The organism is Vibrio splendidus, assembly GCF_003345295.1.
Classification (GTDB): Bacteria; Pseudomonadota; Gammaproteobacteria; order Enterobacterales; family Vibrionaceae; genus Vibrio; species Vibrio splendidus_K.
Window position 1 is genome coordinate 1,325,336 of record NZ_CP031055.1, and the last position, 19,364, is coordinate 1,344,699.

The 19,364-nt window shown below is 42.4% G+C and carries 14 protein-coding genes; 10 read left to right on the forward strand and 4 right to left on the reverse strand.

Annotation, left to right across the window (positions count from 1 at the left end):
- Position 1: 1 nt before the first annotated feature.
- Positions 2–1,456: a mannitol dehydrogenase family protein gene (locus DUN60_RS05890; RefSeq protein ID WP_114633462.1), complete on the reverse strand. Its 1,455-nt coding sequence runs from the start codon at positions 1,454–1,456 to the stop codon at positions 2–4.
- A 222-nt stretch (positions 1,457–1,678) separates the two neighbouring features.
- Between DUN60_RS05890 and DUN60_RS05895 the strand changes: the two genes are divergently transcribed.
- The 5 genes from DUN60_RS05895 (at position 1,679) to DUN60_RS24735 (ending at position 7,674) form a co-directional block, all read left to right on the forward strand.
- Entirely contained in the window at positions 1,679–3,451 is a 1,773-nt protein-coding gene (locus DUN60_RS05895) for a sodium:solute symporter family transporter (RefSeq protein ID WP_017075019.1), read from the forward strand.
- 66 nt (positions 3,452–3,517) lie between these two features.
- Positions 3,518–4,699 (forward strand): mannonate dehydratase, encoded by a 1,182-nt coding sequence (gene uxuA / locus DUN60_RS05900; protein WP_065583620.1) that lies wholly within the window; start codon positions 3,518–3,520, stop codon positions 4,697–4,699.
- Between the two features lie 142 nt (positions 4,700–4,841).
- Positions 4,842–5,384 carry an acyltransferase gene (locus DUN60_RS05905; protein ID WP_114633463.1) on the forward strand — a complete coding sequence of 181 codons (543 nt, stop codon included), beginning with the start codon at positions 4,842–4,844 and terminating at the stop codon, positions 5,382–5,384.
- A gap of 11 nt (positions 5,385–5,395) precedes the next feature.
- Positions 5,396–7,411, forward strand: coding sequence for a heparinase II/III domain-containing protein (locus DUN60_RS05910; RefSeq protein WP_244212207.1), 2,016 nt, complete (start codon positions 5,396–5,398; stop codon positions 7,409–7,411).
- On the forward strand, positions 7,375–7,674 hold the full coding sequence (locus DUN60_RS24735; RefSeq protein WP_244212208.1) for a hypothetical protein: 300 nt from the start codon (positions 7,375–7,377) through the stop codon (positions 7,672–7,674). The genes DUN60_RS05910 and DUN60_RS24735 overlap by 37 nt, the downstream gene beginning before the upstream one ends.
- Before the next feature lie 37 nt (positions 7,675–7,711).
- Here the strand turns inward: DUN60_RS24735 and DUN60_RS05915 are convergent, their stop codons facing one another.
- On the reverse strand, positions 7,712–8,470 hold the full coding sequence (locus DUN60_RS05915; protein ID WP_114633464.1) for an FCD domain-containing protein: 759 nt from the start codon (positions 8,468–8,470) through the stop codon (positions 7,712–7,714).
- Positions 8,471–8,884: 414 nt separating this feature from the next.
- On the opposite strand from DUN60_RS05915, the gene DUN60_RS05920 reads away from it, so the two are divergent.
- From DUN60_RS05920 to DUN60_RS05935, 4 genes are all read left to right on the forward strand, one after another.
- On the forward strand, positions 8,885–9,883 hold the full coding sequence (locus DUN60_RS05920; RefSeq protein WP_114633465.1) for a DHH family phosphoesterase: 999 nt from the start codon (positions 8,885–8,887) through the stop codon (positions 9,881–9,883).
- A 477-nt stretch (positions 9,884–10,360) separates the two neighbouring features.
- On the forward strand, positions 10,361–12,550 hold the full coding sequence (locus DUN60_RS05925; protein WP_114633466.1) for an immunoglobulin-like domain-containing protein: 2,190 nt from the start codon (positions 10,361–10,363) through the stop codon (positions 12,548–12,550).
- 253 nt (positions 12,551–12,803) lie between these two features.
- Positions 12,804–13,733, forward strand: a complete 930-nt coding sequence (locus DUN60_RS05930) for a LysR family transcriptional regulator (protein ID WP_114633467.1) — start codon at positions 12,804–12,806, stop codon at positions 13,731–13,733.
- A gap of 172 nt (positions 13,734–13,905) precedes the next feature.
- Complete coding sequence (locus DUN60_RS05935) at positions 13,906–15,951, forward strand: TonB-dependent receptor domain-containing protein (protein WP_114633468.1); 2,046 nt, start codon at positions 13,906–13,908, stop codon at positions 15,949–15,951.
- Between the two features lie 132 nt (positions 15,952–16,083).
- Here DUN60_RS05935 and DUN60_RS05940 read toward each other — a convergent pair whose 3' ends face one another.
- Both DUN60_RS05940 and DUN60_RS05945 read right to left on the reverse strand, forming a co-directional pair.
- A complete protein-coding gene (locus DUN60_RS05940; protein WP_114633469.1) occupies positions 16,084–16,839 on the reverse strand; it encodes a class I SAM-dependent DNA methyltransferase in 756 nt (251 codons plus the stop codon).
- Between the two features lie 309 nt (positions 16,840–17,148).
- A complete protein-coding gene (locus DUN60_RS05945) occupies positions 17,149–18,444 on the reverse strand; it encodes a sensor domain-containing diguanylate cyclase (protein ID WP_114633470.1) in 1,296 nt (431 codons plus the stop codon).
- A gap of 274 nt (positions 18,445–18,718) precedes the next feature.
- Here DUN60_RS05945 and DUN60_RS05950 point away from each other — a divergent pair, with 274 nt between their 5' ends.
- A complete protein-coding gene (locus DUN60_RS05950) occupies positions 18,719–19,243 on the forward strand; it encodes a GNAT family N-acetyltransferase (protein WP_114633471.1) in 525 nt (174 codons plus the stop codon).
- Positions 19,244–19,364 lie beyond the last annotated feature (121 nt).

Genomic DNA, 19,364 nt, shown 5'->3' on the forward strand with positions numbered 1-19,364 from the left:
CCTAGCCCTTTAAGTTCAGTGTTTTTGTTAAGTTATGTAAAGTTTGCATTGCACCAACCTCTTGAATACATTCGAAAAGGTCGACTATCTTATTTACGAATTCGGCATCTGCAAGAAGGCTAGATTCAAAAATACCATCAATGCTTAATAAAGAAATGACAGCTTCACGAGGCGTTTTACTTTCTTGTTTGATTTGCTTGAACACGCCAGCCATTGGATCATGAACCTCGATAGCATCGCCGTTGTCATCCGTGCCAATCACATAAGCCATCCACCCTGCAATGCCCAACTCTAACCAAGTCGTTTGAGCAGCATTTTCACGGTTATATTTGAGAGATTCACAAAATCGTGGTGGTAATTTCTGACTTCCGTCCATTGCTATCTGAGAGGTAAGATGCTTCAAATTTGGGTTAGAGAAACGTTCAATCAGCGAATCTGCGTAAGCTGCAATGTCAGTTTCCTTTGGTAACGACAATGAAGGCGCTTGCTCATTCATCATGAAGTCTAGGATCACCTTCTTAAAATATGGGTCTGAAATCGCTTCTGACACATACTTATAACCACTCAAGTATCCCAAGTACGCAAGAAGTGAGTGACTACCATTTAGCATGCGTAGCTTCATCTCTTCAAAAGGTATGACATCATCGACAAATTGCGCGCCCACTTCATCCCAATTTGGTCGACCAATTGCAAACTTATCTTCTATTACCCATTGTCGAAAAGGTTCACAAGCGATGGCACATGGATCCGAGTAGCCGATAGCTGTTTCTATATAAGATAAGCTTTCTTTACTCGCCGCTGGAACAATACGGTCAACCATAGTGTTTGGGAATGTGACATTAGCCTCTATCCAAGAATACAACTCCAAGTCGACCAATTTTGCAAAACTAAGAATAGCCGACTTCGCTACTTCTCCATTGTTTTGAATATTGTCGCAAGACAATACGGTGAACGCGTTAATATTCCTTTCTTTTCTGAGTCTTAAACCTTCAACGATATAACCGATGGCGGATACTGGACGAGAAGGTGAGTCGAGATCGAGCTGGATGAGACGATTGTTAACATCAAGAGAGCCAGTACTTGGTTCAATGCAATAGCCTTTTTCTGTGATAGTCATTGAGACTATACGAACGTTTGGATTCGCAATTTTTTCGATGATAGTCCGTTGACCGTCGAGTTCTGGATGCAAGGATTGCGTGATTGCTTTTGATACTTTTATTTGTTCGCTTGCCGCTCCTCTCTCTAAAACGGTGTAGCAGTGACCTTGCTCTCTTAGTTGTTGAATAAGCGTCTGTGAACCAAATAAATTAATGGAACAGATTGTCCAACTTGAGTTTGTATTGTCTAACAATTCACTTGTGTATAGAGCCTGGTGTGCGCGATGAAAAGCCCCTAAACCAATATGAATAATTTTATTATCTTCTTTTATATATTGATTATTAACGTTTTTATTCATTCTATTGAACTCTTACCCTAATTTTGAAATTAGACAGCTATAAAAATTACCATTAGAGGGTAGCATTTATTTGTATGATTTAAATGGTATGTTAACAGTGATTTATTTTTTTGTGAGAAGCGTCAACCAATTGGTAGACCAATTTTGACAGTCAATATCTAGGGGCGATATAAAAGAAAGCGAAAGGTGTTTAGTTTTTAAATATCACGGTTAGGGCTCATTATGAATATCGATATACTTATAGTTATAGGCTACTTCGTTTTCCTCCTCGGAGTAGGTTGGATGTTTCGATCAGCAACGTCATCGACAAGTGATTACTTTAGGGGGGGAGGCAAAATGTTGTGGTGGATGGTTGGGTCCACAGCATTTCTTCAAGCACTGAGTGCTATGACGTTTACTGGCGTAATGGGAAAAGCTCTTGATGTTGGCTTATCCATCTCTGTTATCTTTTTTGCGAATGCTCTTGGTTACTTTTGTAACTACTTATTCTTTGCTGCAAGAGCTCGACAGATGCGAGTTATCAGTCCAATCCAAGGCATTCGCAAACGTTTTGGTCCTGTTAGCGAGCAAGTTGTAACGTGGGCGACGGTACCGTCGAGTGTACTTCAGGCTGCGCTATGGCTGAATGCATTAGCGATCTTTGCAAGTGCGGTATTTAATATCCCAATTGAAACAACGATAGTTGCTGCGGGTATGGTTGTACTTCTTATGTCTCTGGTCGGCGGAAGTTGGGCTGTAGTTGCGTCAGATTTTATACAGATGATCATCATTACTGTTGTTACCTTCATAGCGACAATCGTAGCGATATACAAATCTGGTGGTGTAACACCAATCCTAGAAGCAGGTTTGCCTGATCAAGGGTTTGTTGGAGAAGGGTATAGCTATACCTATTTATTTGTTGGCTGGTTTATCTGTATCTTCATCAAACAGTTCTTCAGTACAAACAATATGATTGATTCTTACCGCTATATTGCAGCCAAAGATACTAATAATGCACGTAAAGCTGCAATCCTGGCGTGTTGTCTCATGGCGTTTGGGCCTTTCATTTGGTTCCTTCCTGCTTGGTATGTAAGCGGGAATTACCCAGATATGTCTACATGGGGCCTCGATGTCCTAGGCAAAGATATTTCTAATGCCACCTATTTTGTCTTCGTTCGTAACGAGATGCCCGTTGGGATGGTTGGCTTGATGATGTCAGCTATGTTTGCTGCAACCATGTCGTCAATGGACTCTGCATTAAATAGAAATGCCGGCATATTCATTAAAAACGTTTATGAACCTTACATGGCAAAAGACAAATCAGATAAATCGATCTTGTTTGCAAGTAAAGTTTCTACCGTGGTATTCGGCTTGTTGATTATTGTTTGTGGCTTGTTCATGAGCAAACTGCAAGATTTTGGTCTATTTGATGCACTGATGATGGTGAGTACGCTTGTCGCGTTCCCTGTGCTTATTCCTTCACTGCTTTGTTTCTTTATCAAGAAGACTCCAGATTGGTCATGTTGGGCAACCATTGCCGTAGGCGCTTGCGTTTCAGCCGTTATTGCTTCAACAAATGCACCAATGATCGAAAGCCTGTTTAATTTATCTGAACCATTGTCTAGTCGTGAATTCGCTGAAATGAAATCGATAACCATGGGCGTAACAGGGCACATTATTATCACAGGTGGTTTCTTCTTGCTGACTCAACTTTTCTATAAAGAGCCAACAGGTAAGCGTGCTGAAGAAATCGCAGAGTTCTTTAGTAATGCAGAAACTCCAGTAATTGTAGAAGATTCGCCTCAAAGCTTCGAAGCTGATAGACAACAGTACATTTTACTTGGTCGAGTGTTATTGGCGACAAGTGCCGCGCTTCTTCTATTAACGCTGATACCAAACCCTATGTGGGGAAGAATGTTATTTGTATTAATGGCAGCGATTGTCGGGTTTATATCTTGGCTATTACTACGAGCTGGTAAGTTAAATGATGTAAAACTAAAAGCTTACACTGTCTAATTAAATAAAATATCAGATGAAGCCTTAATAAGGCTTCATCAAAAAATTAATAATAGGTAATAACTTATGAAGCAAACTTGGCGATGGTATGGTCCAAATGATATTGTAACGCTTAATGATATTCGTCAGGCTGGGGCAACAGGAATCGTAACGGCATTACATCATATTAAGAATGGTGAAATATGGTCTAAAGAAGAAATACTAAAACGTAAAAAGTTAATAGAAGAAAATTCACTTACATGGGAAGTTGTCGAAAGTATCCCTGTTCATGAAGAGATCAAGACTCAAACTGGAAATTTCATTCAATGGATAGAGCACTATAAGCAATCTATTATCAATTTATCTGAATGCGGAGTTGATACAGTTTGCTATAACTTTATGCCAGTTCTTGATTGGACGAGAACAGATTTAGAGTATGTACTCCCAGATGGCTCAAAAGCATTAAGGTTTGACCATATTGACTTTGCTGTTTTTGAGCTATGCATACTAGAACGAGAAGGTGCACATGAAGAGTATTCAAAAGAAGACATTGCACTTGCTCGAACTCGTTTTTCTAACATGCCTGATGACAAAATTGCACAGCTAACATCGAATATCATCGCTGGTCTACCAGGTGCGGAAGAAGGCTATACTCTTCAGCAGTTTAGAGAGCAATTGGATCAGTACCAACACATTGACGGCAATAAGTTACGTGAAAATTTAGTTTACTTCCTAAACGAAATTACCCCAGTGTGTGAAGAGTACGGCGTGAAGTTGGCCATTCACCCTGATGATCCACCACGCCCAATTCTTGGTTTACCGCGAGTGGTATCTACGATTGAAGATATCGAATTCTTGACGCATCGTGTACCGAGCAAAATGAACGGTATTACTATGTGTACCGGGTCTTATGGCGTGCGAGACGATAACGATCTTGTGAAGATGATTGAAACTTTTGGTGATCGAATTTATTTCACGCATCTACGTTCAACAAAGCGCGAAGAAGAACCCGGCAACTTCCATGAAGCAGCTCATCTCAATGGTGATGTTGATATGTATGAAGTGATATTTGCACTTCTTAAAGAAGAAAATCGTCGTACTAATAATGGACAAAGTGATTTAATTCCAATGCGGCCTGATCATGGTCACCAAATTATTGACGACTTAAATAAAAAAACAAACCCAGGGTATTCTTGCATAGGCCGTTTAAAAGGCTTAGCTGAGATTCGTGGTGTCGAGTATGCATTGACTAGGTCTCATTTTAATTAATGTGTTTTCAATTCGATATTGGGTTTTGAAATTAAGCTAACCCAGGGATATTATCGGCTTAGCTTATTTAGTGTCAGTGAAAATATTGATAATCAATAAGGGAAGTCATTACTGTTACTTCCCTTTATTTATAGGTGATGATGTGTCGGTTCAACAAAAATTTGGCGGTGAACTTTCGGATGAGGAATTTAGAAAATTCACCCTATATACAACACAAAGTAATAATAAACATGATGACGAGTCGAGAGCTCAAATCTTAGGCTTCACCAACAATAATGTTCGAGTTGCTCCAGGAGCTATCGTTCGCATTGGTGAAAACCAAATCGGAACACGAAGTTATATAGGCCTATATAGTTACATCAATGGTGATGTGGAGGTTGGTGAAGACGTTTTGGTAGGGCCACATGTTTCTGTCGTTGCGTCTAATCATTTATTTGACCCGACTTCAGAGAGCTTTAGTGGTCGTAGTGATTTGGAAAGCGGAAAGGTCACAATCGCAAAGGGTGTTTGGCTGACATCTGGTGTTGTTGTCACTCCAGGAGTGAACATCGGAAAATGTTCACTGATTTGTGCTAATTCGGTAGTGACATCCAATGTGCCTCCATATTCGATTTTTGCAGGGACCCCAGCGAAGCAAATTGGTCATATTGATGCAGAGACAGGGCAATATCATTGGTCGAAATAGAGGAGTAACACATGCTACAACTAGAAAGAACGCATGATTTCCAAGTTTTTTTGTCGCCTTGTAACGAAATTTCCTCAGTCAATCCCCCAAGTTTCAATTGGCCTCAAGGAGAGTATGGTTCTGCGTATAACATCGAACTTGAAGACAAAGACGGTGAGCAAACATGGGATTGGAAATCGGTGCAGTCTCCTTTACAACCGACATTTCAGTTACCTCAAGGCAGCTATCGCTGGAGAGTGACTTGCCTCAATACTCTAGCAAAATCTGATTGGATTGTTTTTGAAATCACGACGGAGTCAGAAAACTACTTGGCACCGGACGCTATGTCACTATTCTCGCTGTGTACTAATAAAGACCAGTTTATGATGTATCTCGATGAAGATATTGACGCAGTCAGCAATGCTTCATTAAGTGCAAGAGACAAGTTACGCAATAGTGTTGAACTAACTGATATAGATGACATTTTATATTCTAATCATTATCGCCGTGGTAATGAAGAAGGGAAGCGTACAGCTATCGCTAACGTAAGACGTTGGATTGATCGCGATCTTATCGCACTAACATTACTATATAAGGTGTGGGGTGATGAGGTGGCAGGACATAAGGCATGCCAAATTTTATTGCGCTTATCCGAGTGGAGCCCTGAAGGCCCGGCGTCACTGTTAAGGCCTTGCACGTGGGGAGATGAAATTGGCCTGTCAATGACGCGAAATTTGTATCTTGCCTATCATTGGTTGTCTCCATTGCTGACGACCGACGAGTGTTCATTCGTCAGGCCGCTCTTAATTCGATATGCCTATCAAATGGAAGAGCGCTTAGAGCAAGATAAGTTTAAACAGTACCCGGGACATTCACATACATCGCGTTTGCCTGCTTACTTAGGCGTTGCTGCCCTTGTGTTACACAAAGAGTTTGAAATTAAAACTTGTGAACGTTGGCTTAATTACGCCTTAATGATTTACCGAGGTGTGTTGCCTTTCTATGGCGGAAAAGATGGCAGTTGGGTTGAGGGGCCTTTTTATTCTTCTTCCTATACCAAGTGGCACCATCCGTTTTTCTTGTCGGTTGAGCGTTTAAGTGGCTTTTCTTTCTATAATCACCCGTTTTATAAGAATTACGTTAAGTTTGCTTTGGACTTTGTGGCGAATAACGATCGAATTCATCCCTTTGGTGATGGCTTCTGGTGCAAGAGAGAAGGTAAAGAGTGGCCTGGTTTCTTTGCGCAAAATCCACTCAGAATATATGCACCACGGTATGGTTGTACGAAGTCGATATTAGAGTCCAAGAAGTTAGAGTCCAATATTGAGACTTACAAGCTCCATTTATTAGATATAGTACCGACGTATCCGCAGTTACAATTTGAAAAATCGGATCAACATTCAACCGTTTCTAATACGTTAATGACTTCAAATGAGGCGTTTGTTTCTGACGAGACTACTCTGTGCGTGAGCCCTGCGTCGAACAACATTTACTATTCATACGCAGGGTTAGGTAAAACTGCCCATAGTAAAATGTCGGTGTACTACCGAGCAAGTAAGTTTGGTAATAGTTCTCATCGCCATGCTGATCAAGGGAATGTTGCACTAGTCGATGATGGCGTTAATGTTCTTACTCCGAGTGGCAGTTATGGCTATAGGTTTGGTAGCAAACATCATAGTTTATGGACTCGAACTACGCAGGCGCATAATTTACCCTTATTTGGTGGTGTCAATTTAGACGATAGCGTTACCAACGCGACTGAAGGTCAGAAGATAGATTGCGCAACAGCTCAAGCAACAGTAATCACTCGAATTGATAGCAATGAGTTTCAATGTGTCGTTCTAGATCTCGCGAATGCTTATGAGAGTTGTGAGTCGTTTGTGCGAACAATAATACAAGTTGCAGATAACGGGGTCGTTATTGTCGACAACATTAGGCTATCTGAACCCAAATCGATGCAATGGCGAGCCCATACCCCGCTCGAAGTTGTTATTAAGGGGGGAGTGTTGATTTGCACCATGAACAAGAAACTTATTATCTTGGAATGATGAGTGATCCTTCTTGTGTAGTTAAGTTAACAAGTGAAATTGATGACGGTGATGGTTTCAAAGGGAATGTTGAATCTGACGCTCAGAAAGATATTAAACATCTAGAATGGTTCATAGAAGAACAGCAGCAACATCAAGTGGTTATGAGTTGCTTAAAACAACCAATAGATTACGTGTTAACTGACGAAAATACTTTGATACTTGCCCATGCGGGCCAGTCTTTTAAGCTCGATGTAGAAACTGGTGAGGAGATCACTCCGTAAAAATCAGGTGACATAAGTATTTTATGTCACCTATTTTCTAAAGATTCTCTTTTGATGTCGCGATAGCGGGAATGGAGTTAAACAGATAACCATCAAAATTAGGGTCGGTAAAATCAGAAAGCTCTAAAAGCCTAATCTTCACATGTTCTAGATGTTGCCACATCGCTTGCTTGGCTTCGATTGGGTTCTTGCGTCTCATCGCTAGCAAAATAGCAGCATGATCATCTAGCCACTCTTTCCTATAGTCTTGGATCTCGATATGTGTATGCAGTGTCTTCCACATAGGGCTAGACTCACGACGTTCCCACGATTCCTTTAGAATATCGACCAGCACAGAATTCTGTGTCGCTTCGGCAATACACTGGTGGAACATTCTGTCACCAACCGGATTTTGGACATTGTTTTCAATTTCGCGGCGCTCAATTTCTAGAGCTTCACGCATTTTTTCGATATCAGCAGGGGTTGCTTGTGTTGCAGCAAACTCAGCAATACTGCTTTCCAATAACTGTCTTGCTTGAAGCATTTCAAAAGGACCTACATCTTCATTTTGTGCCACTGTTGATGTAGTCGGTAAGTTAACTATGTACACTCCCGAGCCTTTCTTTACTTCAACGAGTCCCTCAAGTTCCAGCATGATGATTGCTTCTCTAACCACAGCTCTGCTCACGGATAGACGCTCAGCAATATCTCGCTCGGGCGGTAAACGACTTCCAATCGGGTAAAGACCATCAGATAGTTCTTTTCTCAAGATAAGACCGAGGGTTTGATAAGGGCGTTTGGGTTCGAAGTTGATCATGGAAATGCAGTGTACCTTTGGATCTGTGGTTTGAATTGAAAGTTTTCGCTAACTCGAAAGTCATTGTAAACGCTTATAAATGTCAATTCGAGTAAAAACCTAACTAATCCAACTCTCATTGTATCAAAGCGTAACGGTTCGTTGTGGTCACTTTTATGTACATGAACAAAAGGTTATCAACTTCGATATTAAACTTTCAAAAGCCGTACAAGGAACGCGCTCATAGTTTTGAAGTGAGATTAAGCGTATTGCGTATAATCTTGAGTTTTTGATCAATAGCACAAGCCGTGAATAACCGCTATGTTCAATAGAGTTATATCACCTAACAAGTTGATATTGATAATAAACAACGGTGCTTGTAAAAATACAGATATAAACTTCAAGCCTAATCTGATTGAGAGTAAAAGGAACAACATGCACTACGACGTATTCAATGGAGATGCAGACGGCATCATCGCTTTACTGCAACTGCGCTTAAATGAGCCGAAAGAAAGTGTACTGATCACTGGTGTAAAGCGTGATATTAAGTTGGTCTCTCAAGTTGTTACTCAAATGATGGAGCCGGGTAAGCAAGGTAACATTTCTTCCGTTACCGTTTTAGATGTGTCGATGGAGAAAAATCTAACAGCATTGCATTCACTGCTAGACGCCAACATCCATGTATTTTATTGCGATCATCATCGAACTGGTGAGGTACCTGACTCTAGCTATTTGGATACTCTGATTGATACCGCGCCAGAGAGCTGCACGAGCTTACTAATTAACCAGAAATTGAATGGTGCGCATGTGGCTTGGGCAATCGCGGCTGCTTTTGGTGATAATCTAAAAACAGTGGCTGCGCGGCTAGCGGATGAAAATGGATTCGATGAATCTCAAACAGAGTTTTTGGAAGAGCTAGGTACCTTGGTGAACTACAACGGTTACGGTTCGTCACTCAGTGATTTGCATTTCACGCCAGCTGAGCTCTACAAAATTCTTTATCAATACCCAAATCCGTTTGATCTTTTGGATGATAAAAACTCTGTATTTTATCGACTACTAACTGCCTATCAAAATGATCGCCAACAGCTATCAAACCTTGCTCCTGTTTATGAAAGTGAAGTCGCACGTGTGTTTGAACTGCCAGGTGAGACGTGGGCAAGGCGCATCAGTGGTGTATTTGGTAATGAAATCGTTAATCAAGATCCAAACCGAGCGCAAGCAGTATTAACGAAAAACCAAGATGGCTTGTCTTACACGGTGAGCTTACGGGCACCATTATCAAACAGAACGGGCGCAGACGAAATTTGTTCTAGTTTTGATACGGGTGGTGGAAGAAAAGCAGCAGCGGGTATCAATCAACTCAATGAAGAAAATAAGATGAATTTAATTTCATTAATTGATACTTATTATTCGCCTGATGTTAAAGGCTAACTGAAAATTAGTCGGGGTGATCATACAAAATTCCACTCCTATATTCCGTTATACGTGTGTATCTCTAGCACATGTATGACGACCAAATCCAAGCTATTTTAGTGATGTCACTCGCAATGGTATCTGGTCTGAGGTCAGTAATTACGGTGTTTTTGAATCGATTTTTGTCGATTTAAAGTTCGTTTTTTCCCATTGGTGATTTTTTATATTTTCGGTTAATTATCTATGTGAATTAAGGTTGATTAAATATTTGCATGGTCAATGTGTCCGGCCGAAAATAACAGCTTTTAGCATTTCATTTTGAATGAAAAGTCAAAATCATATTGATTCTGATATTCAATCTGTGACTTAAAATCACAAGTTAAATCAAAGGTCATCTTTTCCTATAAATTCCATTACTTCTCTATAAATATTCATGATTACAATGAATTGGTTCGGTTGTGATTGGCACAGCTGTTAAGTAAGGAAGTGGGACTAATGTTGAAACGTAAAGCTCTACAATTAGCTGTATCGGTCGGCATGGCCGCAATGTCTGGCGCTGTTTATGCGAATGGTTCAGATATGACGAATCCAGATTCTGGTGTCGTGGTCGGGTATTGGCACAACTGGTGTGACGGTGGCGGCTACCAAGGTGGTAATGCGCCATGCGTGACGCTGGATGAAGTAAACCCAATGTATAACATCGTGAATGTGTCATTCATGAAGGTTTACGATGTGGCTGATGGTCGAATCCCAACTTTTAAACTGGACCCAACCATTGGGCTTTCAGAAGAACAATTTATTGACCAAATTTCTGAACTCAACAAACAAGGCCGTTCTGTACTGATAGCGCTAGGTGGTGCTGATGCACACGTAGAGCTAGAAACTGGTGATGAAAGAGCCTTTGCTGATGAGATTATCCGTCTTACTGAGCGTTACGGTTTCGATGGCCTAGACATCGACCTTGAACAAGCCGCGGTAACCGCAGCAAACAACCAAACGGTCATTCCTGACGCCCTTAAGCTAGTGAAAGACCACTACCGTGCTGAAGGTAAAAACTTCCTAATTACGATGGCGCCTGAGTTCCCGTATCTAACGACAGGCGGTAAGTACGTTCCATATATCGATAATCTAGAAGGTTATTATGACTGGATTAACCCACAATTCTACAACCAAGGTGGCGACGGTATCTGGGTTGACGGCGTGGGCTGGATTGCTCAAAACAACGATGCATTAAAAGAAGAATTCATCTACTACATCTCTGATTCGCTTATCAACGGAACGCGTGGCTTCCACAAAATTCCACATGACAAGCTGGTGTTTGGTATTCCTTCAAGTATCGATGCTGCAGCGACGGGCTTTGTGCAAGATCCTCAAGATTTATACGACGCGTTCGAGACCTTAACAACTCAAGGCCAACCGCTGCGTGGTGTAATGACTTGGTCTATCAACTGGGACATGGGTACTAACAAAAACGGTCAACAATACAACGAGCAGTTTATTAAAGATTACGGCCCGTTTGTCCACGGTCAAGTGACGCCACCACCAGTAGAGGGTGAGCCAGTTCTTAAAGGTGTCGAAAATGCCCGTGTTCTTCACGGCACAACGTTTGACCCAATGGAAGGTGTAACGGCAACCGATAAAGAAGATGGCGATCTAACATCTTCTGTCGATGTTGAAGGTTACGTGGAAACCAGTGTGATTGGCACTTACGTTCTAACTTACCGAGTGAAAGACAGCGATAACAACGAAACCACTAAAGCGAGAACGGTAGAGGTTTACAGCCAGAAGCCTGTGTTTAATGGTGTGTCTGACACTACTGTTGTGTTGGGAACTGCATTTGATGCTATGGCAGGCGTAACGGCGAATGATGCTGAAGATGGCGACCTAACAAGCACCATCACACACACTGGCAGTGTCGATGTAAATGAAATCGGCAACTACACGCTTGTGTATAGCGTAACAGATAGCGCGAACCAAACTGTAACCGCTGACCGTAAAGTGTCTGTGACGGATGGTTCTAACTGTGCAGCTGCATGGGATGCCGATACCGTTTATGTTGAAGGTGATCAAGTCTCTCATGATGGTTCAACGTGGGGAGCAGGTTGGTACACTCGCGGCGAAGAGCCAGGAACAACAGGTGAGTGGGGCGTTTGGAGAAAAGTTTCAGACTCTTCATGTGGTGGTAACCCAGATCCGGGCGATGACTTAGAGCTTGCAGTTTCAGGCCTTCAGTCAGAATATGCGCCAGATAACGGCAATGTTCGTTTAGACCTAACACTGACATCAAATGAAGCTTTAGATGTTACGGCTATGGTGATCAACAGTGCAGGGACTGTGGTTGAGCAAACTCAGGTTAACTTAACGGACAGCCGCGCTATTACCATGGACTTATACGATGTAGCTGAAGGGCAATATGCACTTGAAGTGGTCGGTAAAGCATCTGACGGTGAAATGGTGATGGTAAATGATTCGTTCGCTGTTAAAGACGGTGGCGGAACGACTCCACCTCCAGGTGATTACCCGCCATATGAAGCCGGCACAAACTACGCAGCAGGTGACATTGTAGTGGGCAGTGACAATGGTTTATATGAATGTAAGCCTTGGCCATACACTGCTTGGTGTGCAAGTGCATCTTACGCACCAGCAGAAAGCCAATACTGGCAAGATGCTTGGACAAAGCTGTAGTCTGATAGCTCGACGTTAGCAATATAAAGTAGACGATCAAAGAGAGGCCATTGTGCCTCTCTTTTTTTATGTTCAAACATTTCTGACTTAGAGCTTTAAACATTTCTAACTTAGAGCTTCAAACCTTTCCTAACCTCAAACTCGGTTCTGCATTTTGCTCTAGATCAAAATAAGAGTGATTATCAATTGTATTAATGGGGTGGTAGATGCACTATGCGCACACTGAATTTGCTCTGTTGTGAATATTTGCATAATGAATCTTGCCCAAGTTGACCTAAACCTACTCGTTATTCTTAAACACCTTCTTGAAGAGAAGCACGTTTCCAACACGGCGTTGGCGTTGGATATGAGCCAACCAACGGTGAGTCGTTCTCTGCAGAAACTGCGCACTGTATTTAACGATGACTTGTTGGTGAGAGCTGCTTATGGCTATGAATTGACCCCGAAAGCAGAGGTCATCAAGCAAGACCTCAACTCTGTGCTTACGCGCCTTGAGAAACTGGTTCACGGGGACGTGTTTGAACCACAAACGAGTGATAGTACGGTTCGTTTTTTTGGTTTGGTTCCTCAGGTCTCACACCTTTTGCCAAAAGTAGTGGCACAAATTCGCCAGCAAGCGCCGAATATGGTTGTCGATATCGACTCGATTCCTAAGCGACACTTTGAGCCTCTGTTATCCGGTGATGCGCACTTTGTGTTGTCGACGCATGAGCCATTAAGTTCTGAACAAAACCTGTATCGAATGTTCGTAATCAGTCGCGATTATCGGTTATTAATGAGCAAAGACCATCCTCTGGCGGATAAAGAGATCACCGTTGATGACTTATTGAATAGCCAGCTTGGCCAGATCTCACTGCAAGGGGATAAAAAGCTCTCGATTGAAAGTCGATTTAAAGAGCTTGGTTTAATTGATAAGCAGCGCCAACTCTCGATCCCAATTCAGTTGTCCAACTTCAATATTGCTGCGGATATTGCGGAGACGACCGATATCATCTTTCACTTGCCCACACCATTTGCGACAAAAGCTGCCAATCAACGAGATTTAATTTGTAAACGCGTTCCCAAAGCGATCAGAAGCCCATCAGAAGATGTTTATCTCTATTGGCATAAACGTTTCCATAATGACCCTATGTGTCGTTGGGTTCGTGATTTATTTAAAGAGATATACACCCAATCTATCTAGGTGGTGAATGCTATTGAGGTCATGCTATTAAAATGAATATGTATTGGTTTTATTATTTGAAAGTTGAATAATGAGAATCAATTTTTGGTATGAAACTTTCGTTGATAAGAATGGTACTAGATTGTTTAATGCAAACTATTATCATTACCAATCACATATAAGAATGAATATCATGTCTGAGAGATCTCTTTTGATTCGCAAACCTCTTTTGGTTCGTAAACCCCTTTCGATCGCAGTCGCTGTTATTTGTACCTCACTTTCGGCTAACGTGTTGGCGCAAGAAGAAGCGCAAGCAACAGATGAGCAAATGGTTGTTACGGCAACTCGTACTGAAATGGCACTAAAACAAGCGCCGGCTTCAATGTCAGTGATCACCGCTCAAGACATTGAAGACAGCCCTGGTATTACCTTGGCTGACATCGTTGCAGAATCAACTAGTGTCGAATCTGACTTTGATAGCACACGTGCTGGGCGTCAGATGATTTCTATTCGTGGTATGGATTCAGATTACACGCTTATCATGGTGAATGGCCGTCGTCTAAGCTCAGCGAGTGCCATCATCCGAGGTAACGACTTCGACCTATCGACTATTCCTGCTGATTCGATCGAACGTGTTGAAATCATCCGTGGTCCAATGTCTGCACTTTATGGTTCAGATGGCATGGGTGGCACAATCAACATCATCACCAAGGCTCCTGAAAATGACTGGAGCTCTACGTTAAGCATGGACACGTCTTCACCGTTAGATGGTGATGGCGGTGAAGAGTACTCGATGGGCTTCACGACCTCTGGTGCTCTAATTGAAGATGAATTGTTTGCACGCGTTTCTGTGAACCAAACTAGCCGTGATGCTTGGCAACCCTATTCTGGTACACATAGCTCTGGTTACGACCGCTCAGATGTTACGGCTTCAGAAGAACGAGACACACTAAGTTTACTCGCAAGCCTGACTTGGAATGCGACAGACAACCAAACGATCGACTTTGATTTTGGTTACAGTGACGACGAACGTGAATCATCTGCAGAAAACGTATCATCTGTGATTGAGTCTGACACACGAGTAGTGCGTCAGAGCCAAGCGATTACGCACAGTGGCTTTTGGAGCTGGGGTGATACACAAGTCCGCTACTCACGCGAAAACGTGACTGACAACGACGCTGCGGATTCTGATACTAACTACAGCAGTGACGTAGAAGAGTTAACTCAAATAGCAGAAGCATCAGCGACGACTTATCTTGGTGATAATCATACCGTAACGTTTGGTATGGACTATCAGTTGAGCGAATTAACCAACAAAGAAAACTTGGTCAATGGCACATCAGAAGCGTATCAAGGTGCGTTATTTGTTCAAGATCAATGGCTGATGACTGAGCAACTAACAGCAACCATCGGTGGTCGTTTAGATAAGCACGAATTGTACGGTGAAGAGTTCAGTCCTCGCGTGTATTTGGTGCACCAAGCAACGAATGACCTGATCATTAAGGGTGGCGTGGGTAAAGCATTTAAAGCACCAACATTGACTCAAAACCAAGCCGACTACACAGTTAACAGTTGTAAAGGTGCTTGTGATTTATATGGCAATGAAGAGCTGAAGCCTGAAACGAGCTGGAACTATGAGATTGCAGCGATATACAGCCAACCTCGTTGGAACGTTGAAGGTGCCTTGTTCCGCAATGAAATCAACGACCTTATTGATCGTGATGAAACCTACTGCGAGAATGGCGGAATGTTTGAATCGGGTAAAGGGTGTGCCGATAGTTCTAGCTCAACTGGCTATGTGAAAGGCAAACGTACTTATACCAATGTGTCTGAGGCTGTGGTTCAAGGTGCTGAGCTTACTGGTCAATTCCAAATAACGGATGAATGGGGCGTATCTGGTAACTACACGTTCTTAGACACTGAAGATAAGTCTACTGGTGAAGAACTGCTTGAGCGTTACAAGCACTCGGGTTTAGTTAAACTGAACTGGAACCCAACTTACGACCTGAACACCTTTGTTAGTGCGCGTTACCGAGGTGAGCGTAATATCGAAACTGATTTGACCCAAGAAGCATACACTACGCTAAATATTGGTGGGGTATACAACATTAATGATTCGGTTAGAGTACGCGCAGGCATTACTAACTTGACTGACGAAGCGGTATCACAAGAGCTAGAGAGCATGGGTTATGTTGAAGAGCCACGTACTTACTACGTAGGTATGACTGCGGACTTCTAATCGAGAGTTCGAACACCGATAGCTTGATACAAAAGAACCCACACTGGCTGGATGCTCGATAAAGAGTACGGCGAGTGTGGGTTCTTTTTTGTCTGTGTTTGAATCTGGCTAATTCGTTTTGTATCGACTGACCTAGATTTTTACACAAGCGATCAGAGCATTACCTGATTTGGTATCCCAAGGTAACAGCTTGTCATAATCGTGCTCAAAAATATGAACCTCAAAGTAGGGCTTCAATATCTCGATCAACTCCTTAAACGAGAATGCCACCATCGGGTGTTCATCATTCCAAACTTGTGTCTCACCGGATGTTGTCTTTTCGATACTGAGTTTTAACGCCTGCTTGTCACCCTTGCCAGAGTAATACCAGCCTGAGCTGAACGTGAAATCATCTTGTTCAAGATTGGTGGTGTGTCGAACAAAAAGATCATTGCTGATCTTGTCTTTATCCACCACATTAAAACAGAAAATTCCCTCTGGTTTTAAAGCGCGATGTACGCTCTCAACACATTCTTTTAGCTTCTCGAAACCATCGTTGTAATGGATTGAGTATAAGAAGCAGGTGATCAAATCCAGAGGTTCTGCCACTTCAAAACTGCTCATGTTTTGCACCGAGAAATGGGCTTCGGGGCAGCGAACCTGAGCGATATCTAGCATTGGCGCGTTGAGATCGAGTCCATTACTTTGGTAACCAAAATCGATAAAGTGACGAACGTGTGGACCAGTGCCACAAGCTAAGTCGAGGTGAGTCTTTCCACCATTTCCGAAAATTTGATGTAGCCTACGTACGCAGTTACTTTGCGCTTGATAGTCAATATCAACACACATTAAATCGTAGTAACTGGATAGGTCGGTATAAAGTGCGTTGGAAGAAATAGTAGCTGACATATTGGCGGACATAAGTGCCTACAGCGTTAGCTGATATAATGAGGGTGGCGCATCATATACCGAAATGTCGAAATCGCAATCAAATATTCGATCAAGTTATGTGCTTTAATTCTCGGTGGCTGTACCTTAATTATGTGCGGCTGTGCTCAATTTGTATGGTTAGCCGACTCATTTAGCGTTAGCTTAAAAAGGCGTTGGATTATGAAAGAGAGCTGGTGGGTTATGCAGGATAGCCAGTGGATTATGAAGGAGCACTGGTGGGCTATGCAGGAGAGCCAGAGGAACATGAAGGAGAGCAGGGAACTGCGATCAAGCTAGTGCTTCATAGCAAATCACATCATCGTTGATCGATACTTGATTTTTACCATTCGCTTTCGCACGATATAGTGCATCATCGGTAACACGAATAAGTGTATCAATGGTGTTGGCAGAGTGGCACTCGCATTGGTTGGTAACGCCAATACTCACGCTCGTTGTAAAAGCGCGGCGATTAATGCCAAAGAAGGTATGTTGGTTAAAGGTGTGGCAGATTCGTTCGCTGATGATTTTGGTATGGGCCGATTTCGCTTTTGGAATGAACACAATAAACTCCTCGCCACCCCAACGTCCAACTACGCCACCTAACAACTCAATGTGAGTTTTAATGGTGTCTGCTAAGTACTTAATCACCGTGTCACCCACTGTATGCCCAAATCGATCGTTAATCGATTTGAAGTCATCAATATCAATCAACAGACATGACATCGCCATATGCTGATTAACCGGCTTCTTGAGCCAACCGTAAATAGCACGACGATTGAACACATGCGTTAAATCATCATGCATCGCTCGATGCAGCAACTCCCGTTCTAGTAATACTTTATCGGTGACTTCTTCAAGGATCACTTGTATCGCGTCTTCACCTTCCCAGTTAATCACGTTGTCATAGAGGTTGAAGTATTTGTGGGTGCCATCAAAGCATTGGTTATACACCACGGAACTAAAGTTGGGTGTATTGCCATTGAGAATGTTCTCGCAGCGTCTGATGGCCGTTGAACGCTGATCTTCAGGTACGATGGATAGGATGGAGTCCATCGCAAGCACTTGCTCTATTGAGTCCGCACCTTGTTGTTCTACCCATGCTTGGTTGACCATTAAAGGTTTGAAGTTTCTATGGATCAGGATCCCTTGTTTCGATGTATTAAGTAGCTTGCGATACATGCGATCCGTTTCGTTACGTTTGCGCTGAGCTTCGACTACGGATGTGATGTCGATGATAGTGACTTGGAGGGCGGGTTTACTATTGAGTTCAATAATGTGTGATAGGCAAAAGATAGAGATGTTGCGGCCATTGGCTGGAATATCGGTGTACAATTTTCCTTTTTTTAGTTTGCCTTTTATAGCCTCTAAGTAACGTTTCTTGGCTAGCTCTTGGTAACTGTCAGGAACTAACGCATAAACAAATTCAACGTTCAATAACAGCTCTTCACGGGTTCGGTAACCAAAGATCTGAGCGATTTCGTTGTCGACATCAATAATTCGGTGATTTTGCAGTGTCATGCGCCCTTGCGCGGAATCGAAGTTCTGGCAGGGTGTCGTGGTGGTTAAATCTAATTGAATGCTCATATCGACCTGGCTACTTATTCGTTAAATTGAAACAGGTGTTGTTCCTCGCCGTAGTGACCACACAGGCATTGTGGAACACTTTTATGGAGAGACTAGATAAGAAAAATATGCTATCTAGGTAAGGTCAGTATGGCATTTATAATTTCATGATTAATCGGTAATTTTACTGGTTTAAACGAAGTTTTTGAAAAGAAAACAATCAGGAAAGCAGGCCAGTAATTAAAGCCAAATCACTCAAGCCAAATAAGCGAACTAAACAAGGAGAGTTGAGGTAATGAAACCAGAAATAAAAGCACAGGATTCAATGGGAAACGGAACAGCATTGGAAAGCAGCAAGTCAATAGAAATTAAGCTTGATGACTTGTCGGGTGGGGAAGTCGTTGAATTGCTTGAAGAGCACCTTGCTGACATGTATGCCACGTCACCAGCTGAAAGCGTTCATGCATTGGATCTGGATGGGCTCAAGTCGCCAGAAATTACCTTTTTCAGCGCTTGGAAAGACAGCCAATTGCTTGGGTGTGTTGCCATTAAAGAGCTAAATACCCAACATGCTGAACTGAAATCGATGAGAACCTCACAGTTTGCTCGAAAGTCAGGTGTTGCAAGCCAACTGTTACAGCATGTAATAGACACAGCAACCGTTCGCCAGTATCGACAAATCAGTTTAGAGACAGGCTCAGAAGATTACTTTAAGCCAGCGCGTAACCTGTATGAAAAGTTTGGCTTTGGATACTGCGAACCCTTTGCTGACTATGTGTTGGACCCGCACAGCCAGTTCATGAGTATTGAGTTGCGTTAGATGTGGTCGAAATTGTAGATCGAAGTAAAAGAAAGATTCCCTATCACGTTCGTTCCTCACTGTAGGGAATGACGGGCGGGGTGTATCTCTACGCAGAAAGTGACACGGTTGTAGTTCCTCG

Bases quoted from the DNA above. Each gene is read 5' to 3' on its own strand.
- DUN60_RS05925 (WP_114633466.1), top strand. From the start codon at position 10,361: ATGTTGAAACGTAAAGCTCTACAATTAGCTGTATCGGTCGGCATGGCC.
- DUN60_RS05950 (WP_114633471.1), top strand. From the start codon at position 18,719: ATGAAACCAGAAATAAAAGCACAGGATTCAATGGGAAACGGAACAGCA.
- DUN60_RS05920 (WP_114633465.1), top strand. From the start codon at position 8,885: ATGCACTACGACGTATTCAATGGAGATGCAGACGGCATCATCGCTTTA.
- DUN60_RS05890 (WP_114633462.1), bottom strand. From the start codon at position 1,456: ATGAATAAAAACGTTAATAATCAATATATAAAAGAAGATAATAAAATT.
- DUN60_RS05910 (WP_244212207.1), top strand. From the start codon at position 5,396: ATGCTACAACTAGAAAGAACGCATGATTTCCAAGTTTTTTTGTCGCCT.
- DUN60_RS05915 (WP_114633464.1), bottom strand. From the start codon at position 8,470: ATGATCAACTTCGAACCCAAACGCCCTTATCAAACCCTCGGTCTTATC.
- uxuA (WP_065583620.1), top strand. From the start codon at position 3,518: ATGAAGCAAACTTGGCGATGGTATGGTCCAAATGATATTGTAACGCTT.
- DUN60_RS05930 (WP_114633467.1), top strand. From the start codon at position 12,804: ATGAATCTTGCCCAAGTTGACCTAAACCTACTCGTTATTCTTAAACAC.
- DUN60_RS05940 (WP_114633469.1), bottom strand. From the start codon at position 16,839: ATGTCAGCTACTATTTCTTCCAACGCACTTTATACCGACCTATCCAGT.
- DUN60_RS05935 (WP_114633468.1), top strand. From the start codon at position 13,906: ATGTCTGAGAGATCTCTTTTGATTCGCAAACCTCTTTTGGTTCGTAAA.
- DUN60_RS05895 (WP_017075019.1), top strand. From the start codon at position 1,679: ATGAATATCGATATACTTATAGTTATAGGCTACTTCGTTTTCCTCCTC.
- DUN60_RS05945 (WP_114633470.1), bottom strand. From the start codon at position 18,444: ATGAGCATTCAATTAGATTTAACCACCACGACACCCTGCCAGAACTTC.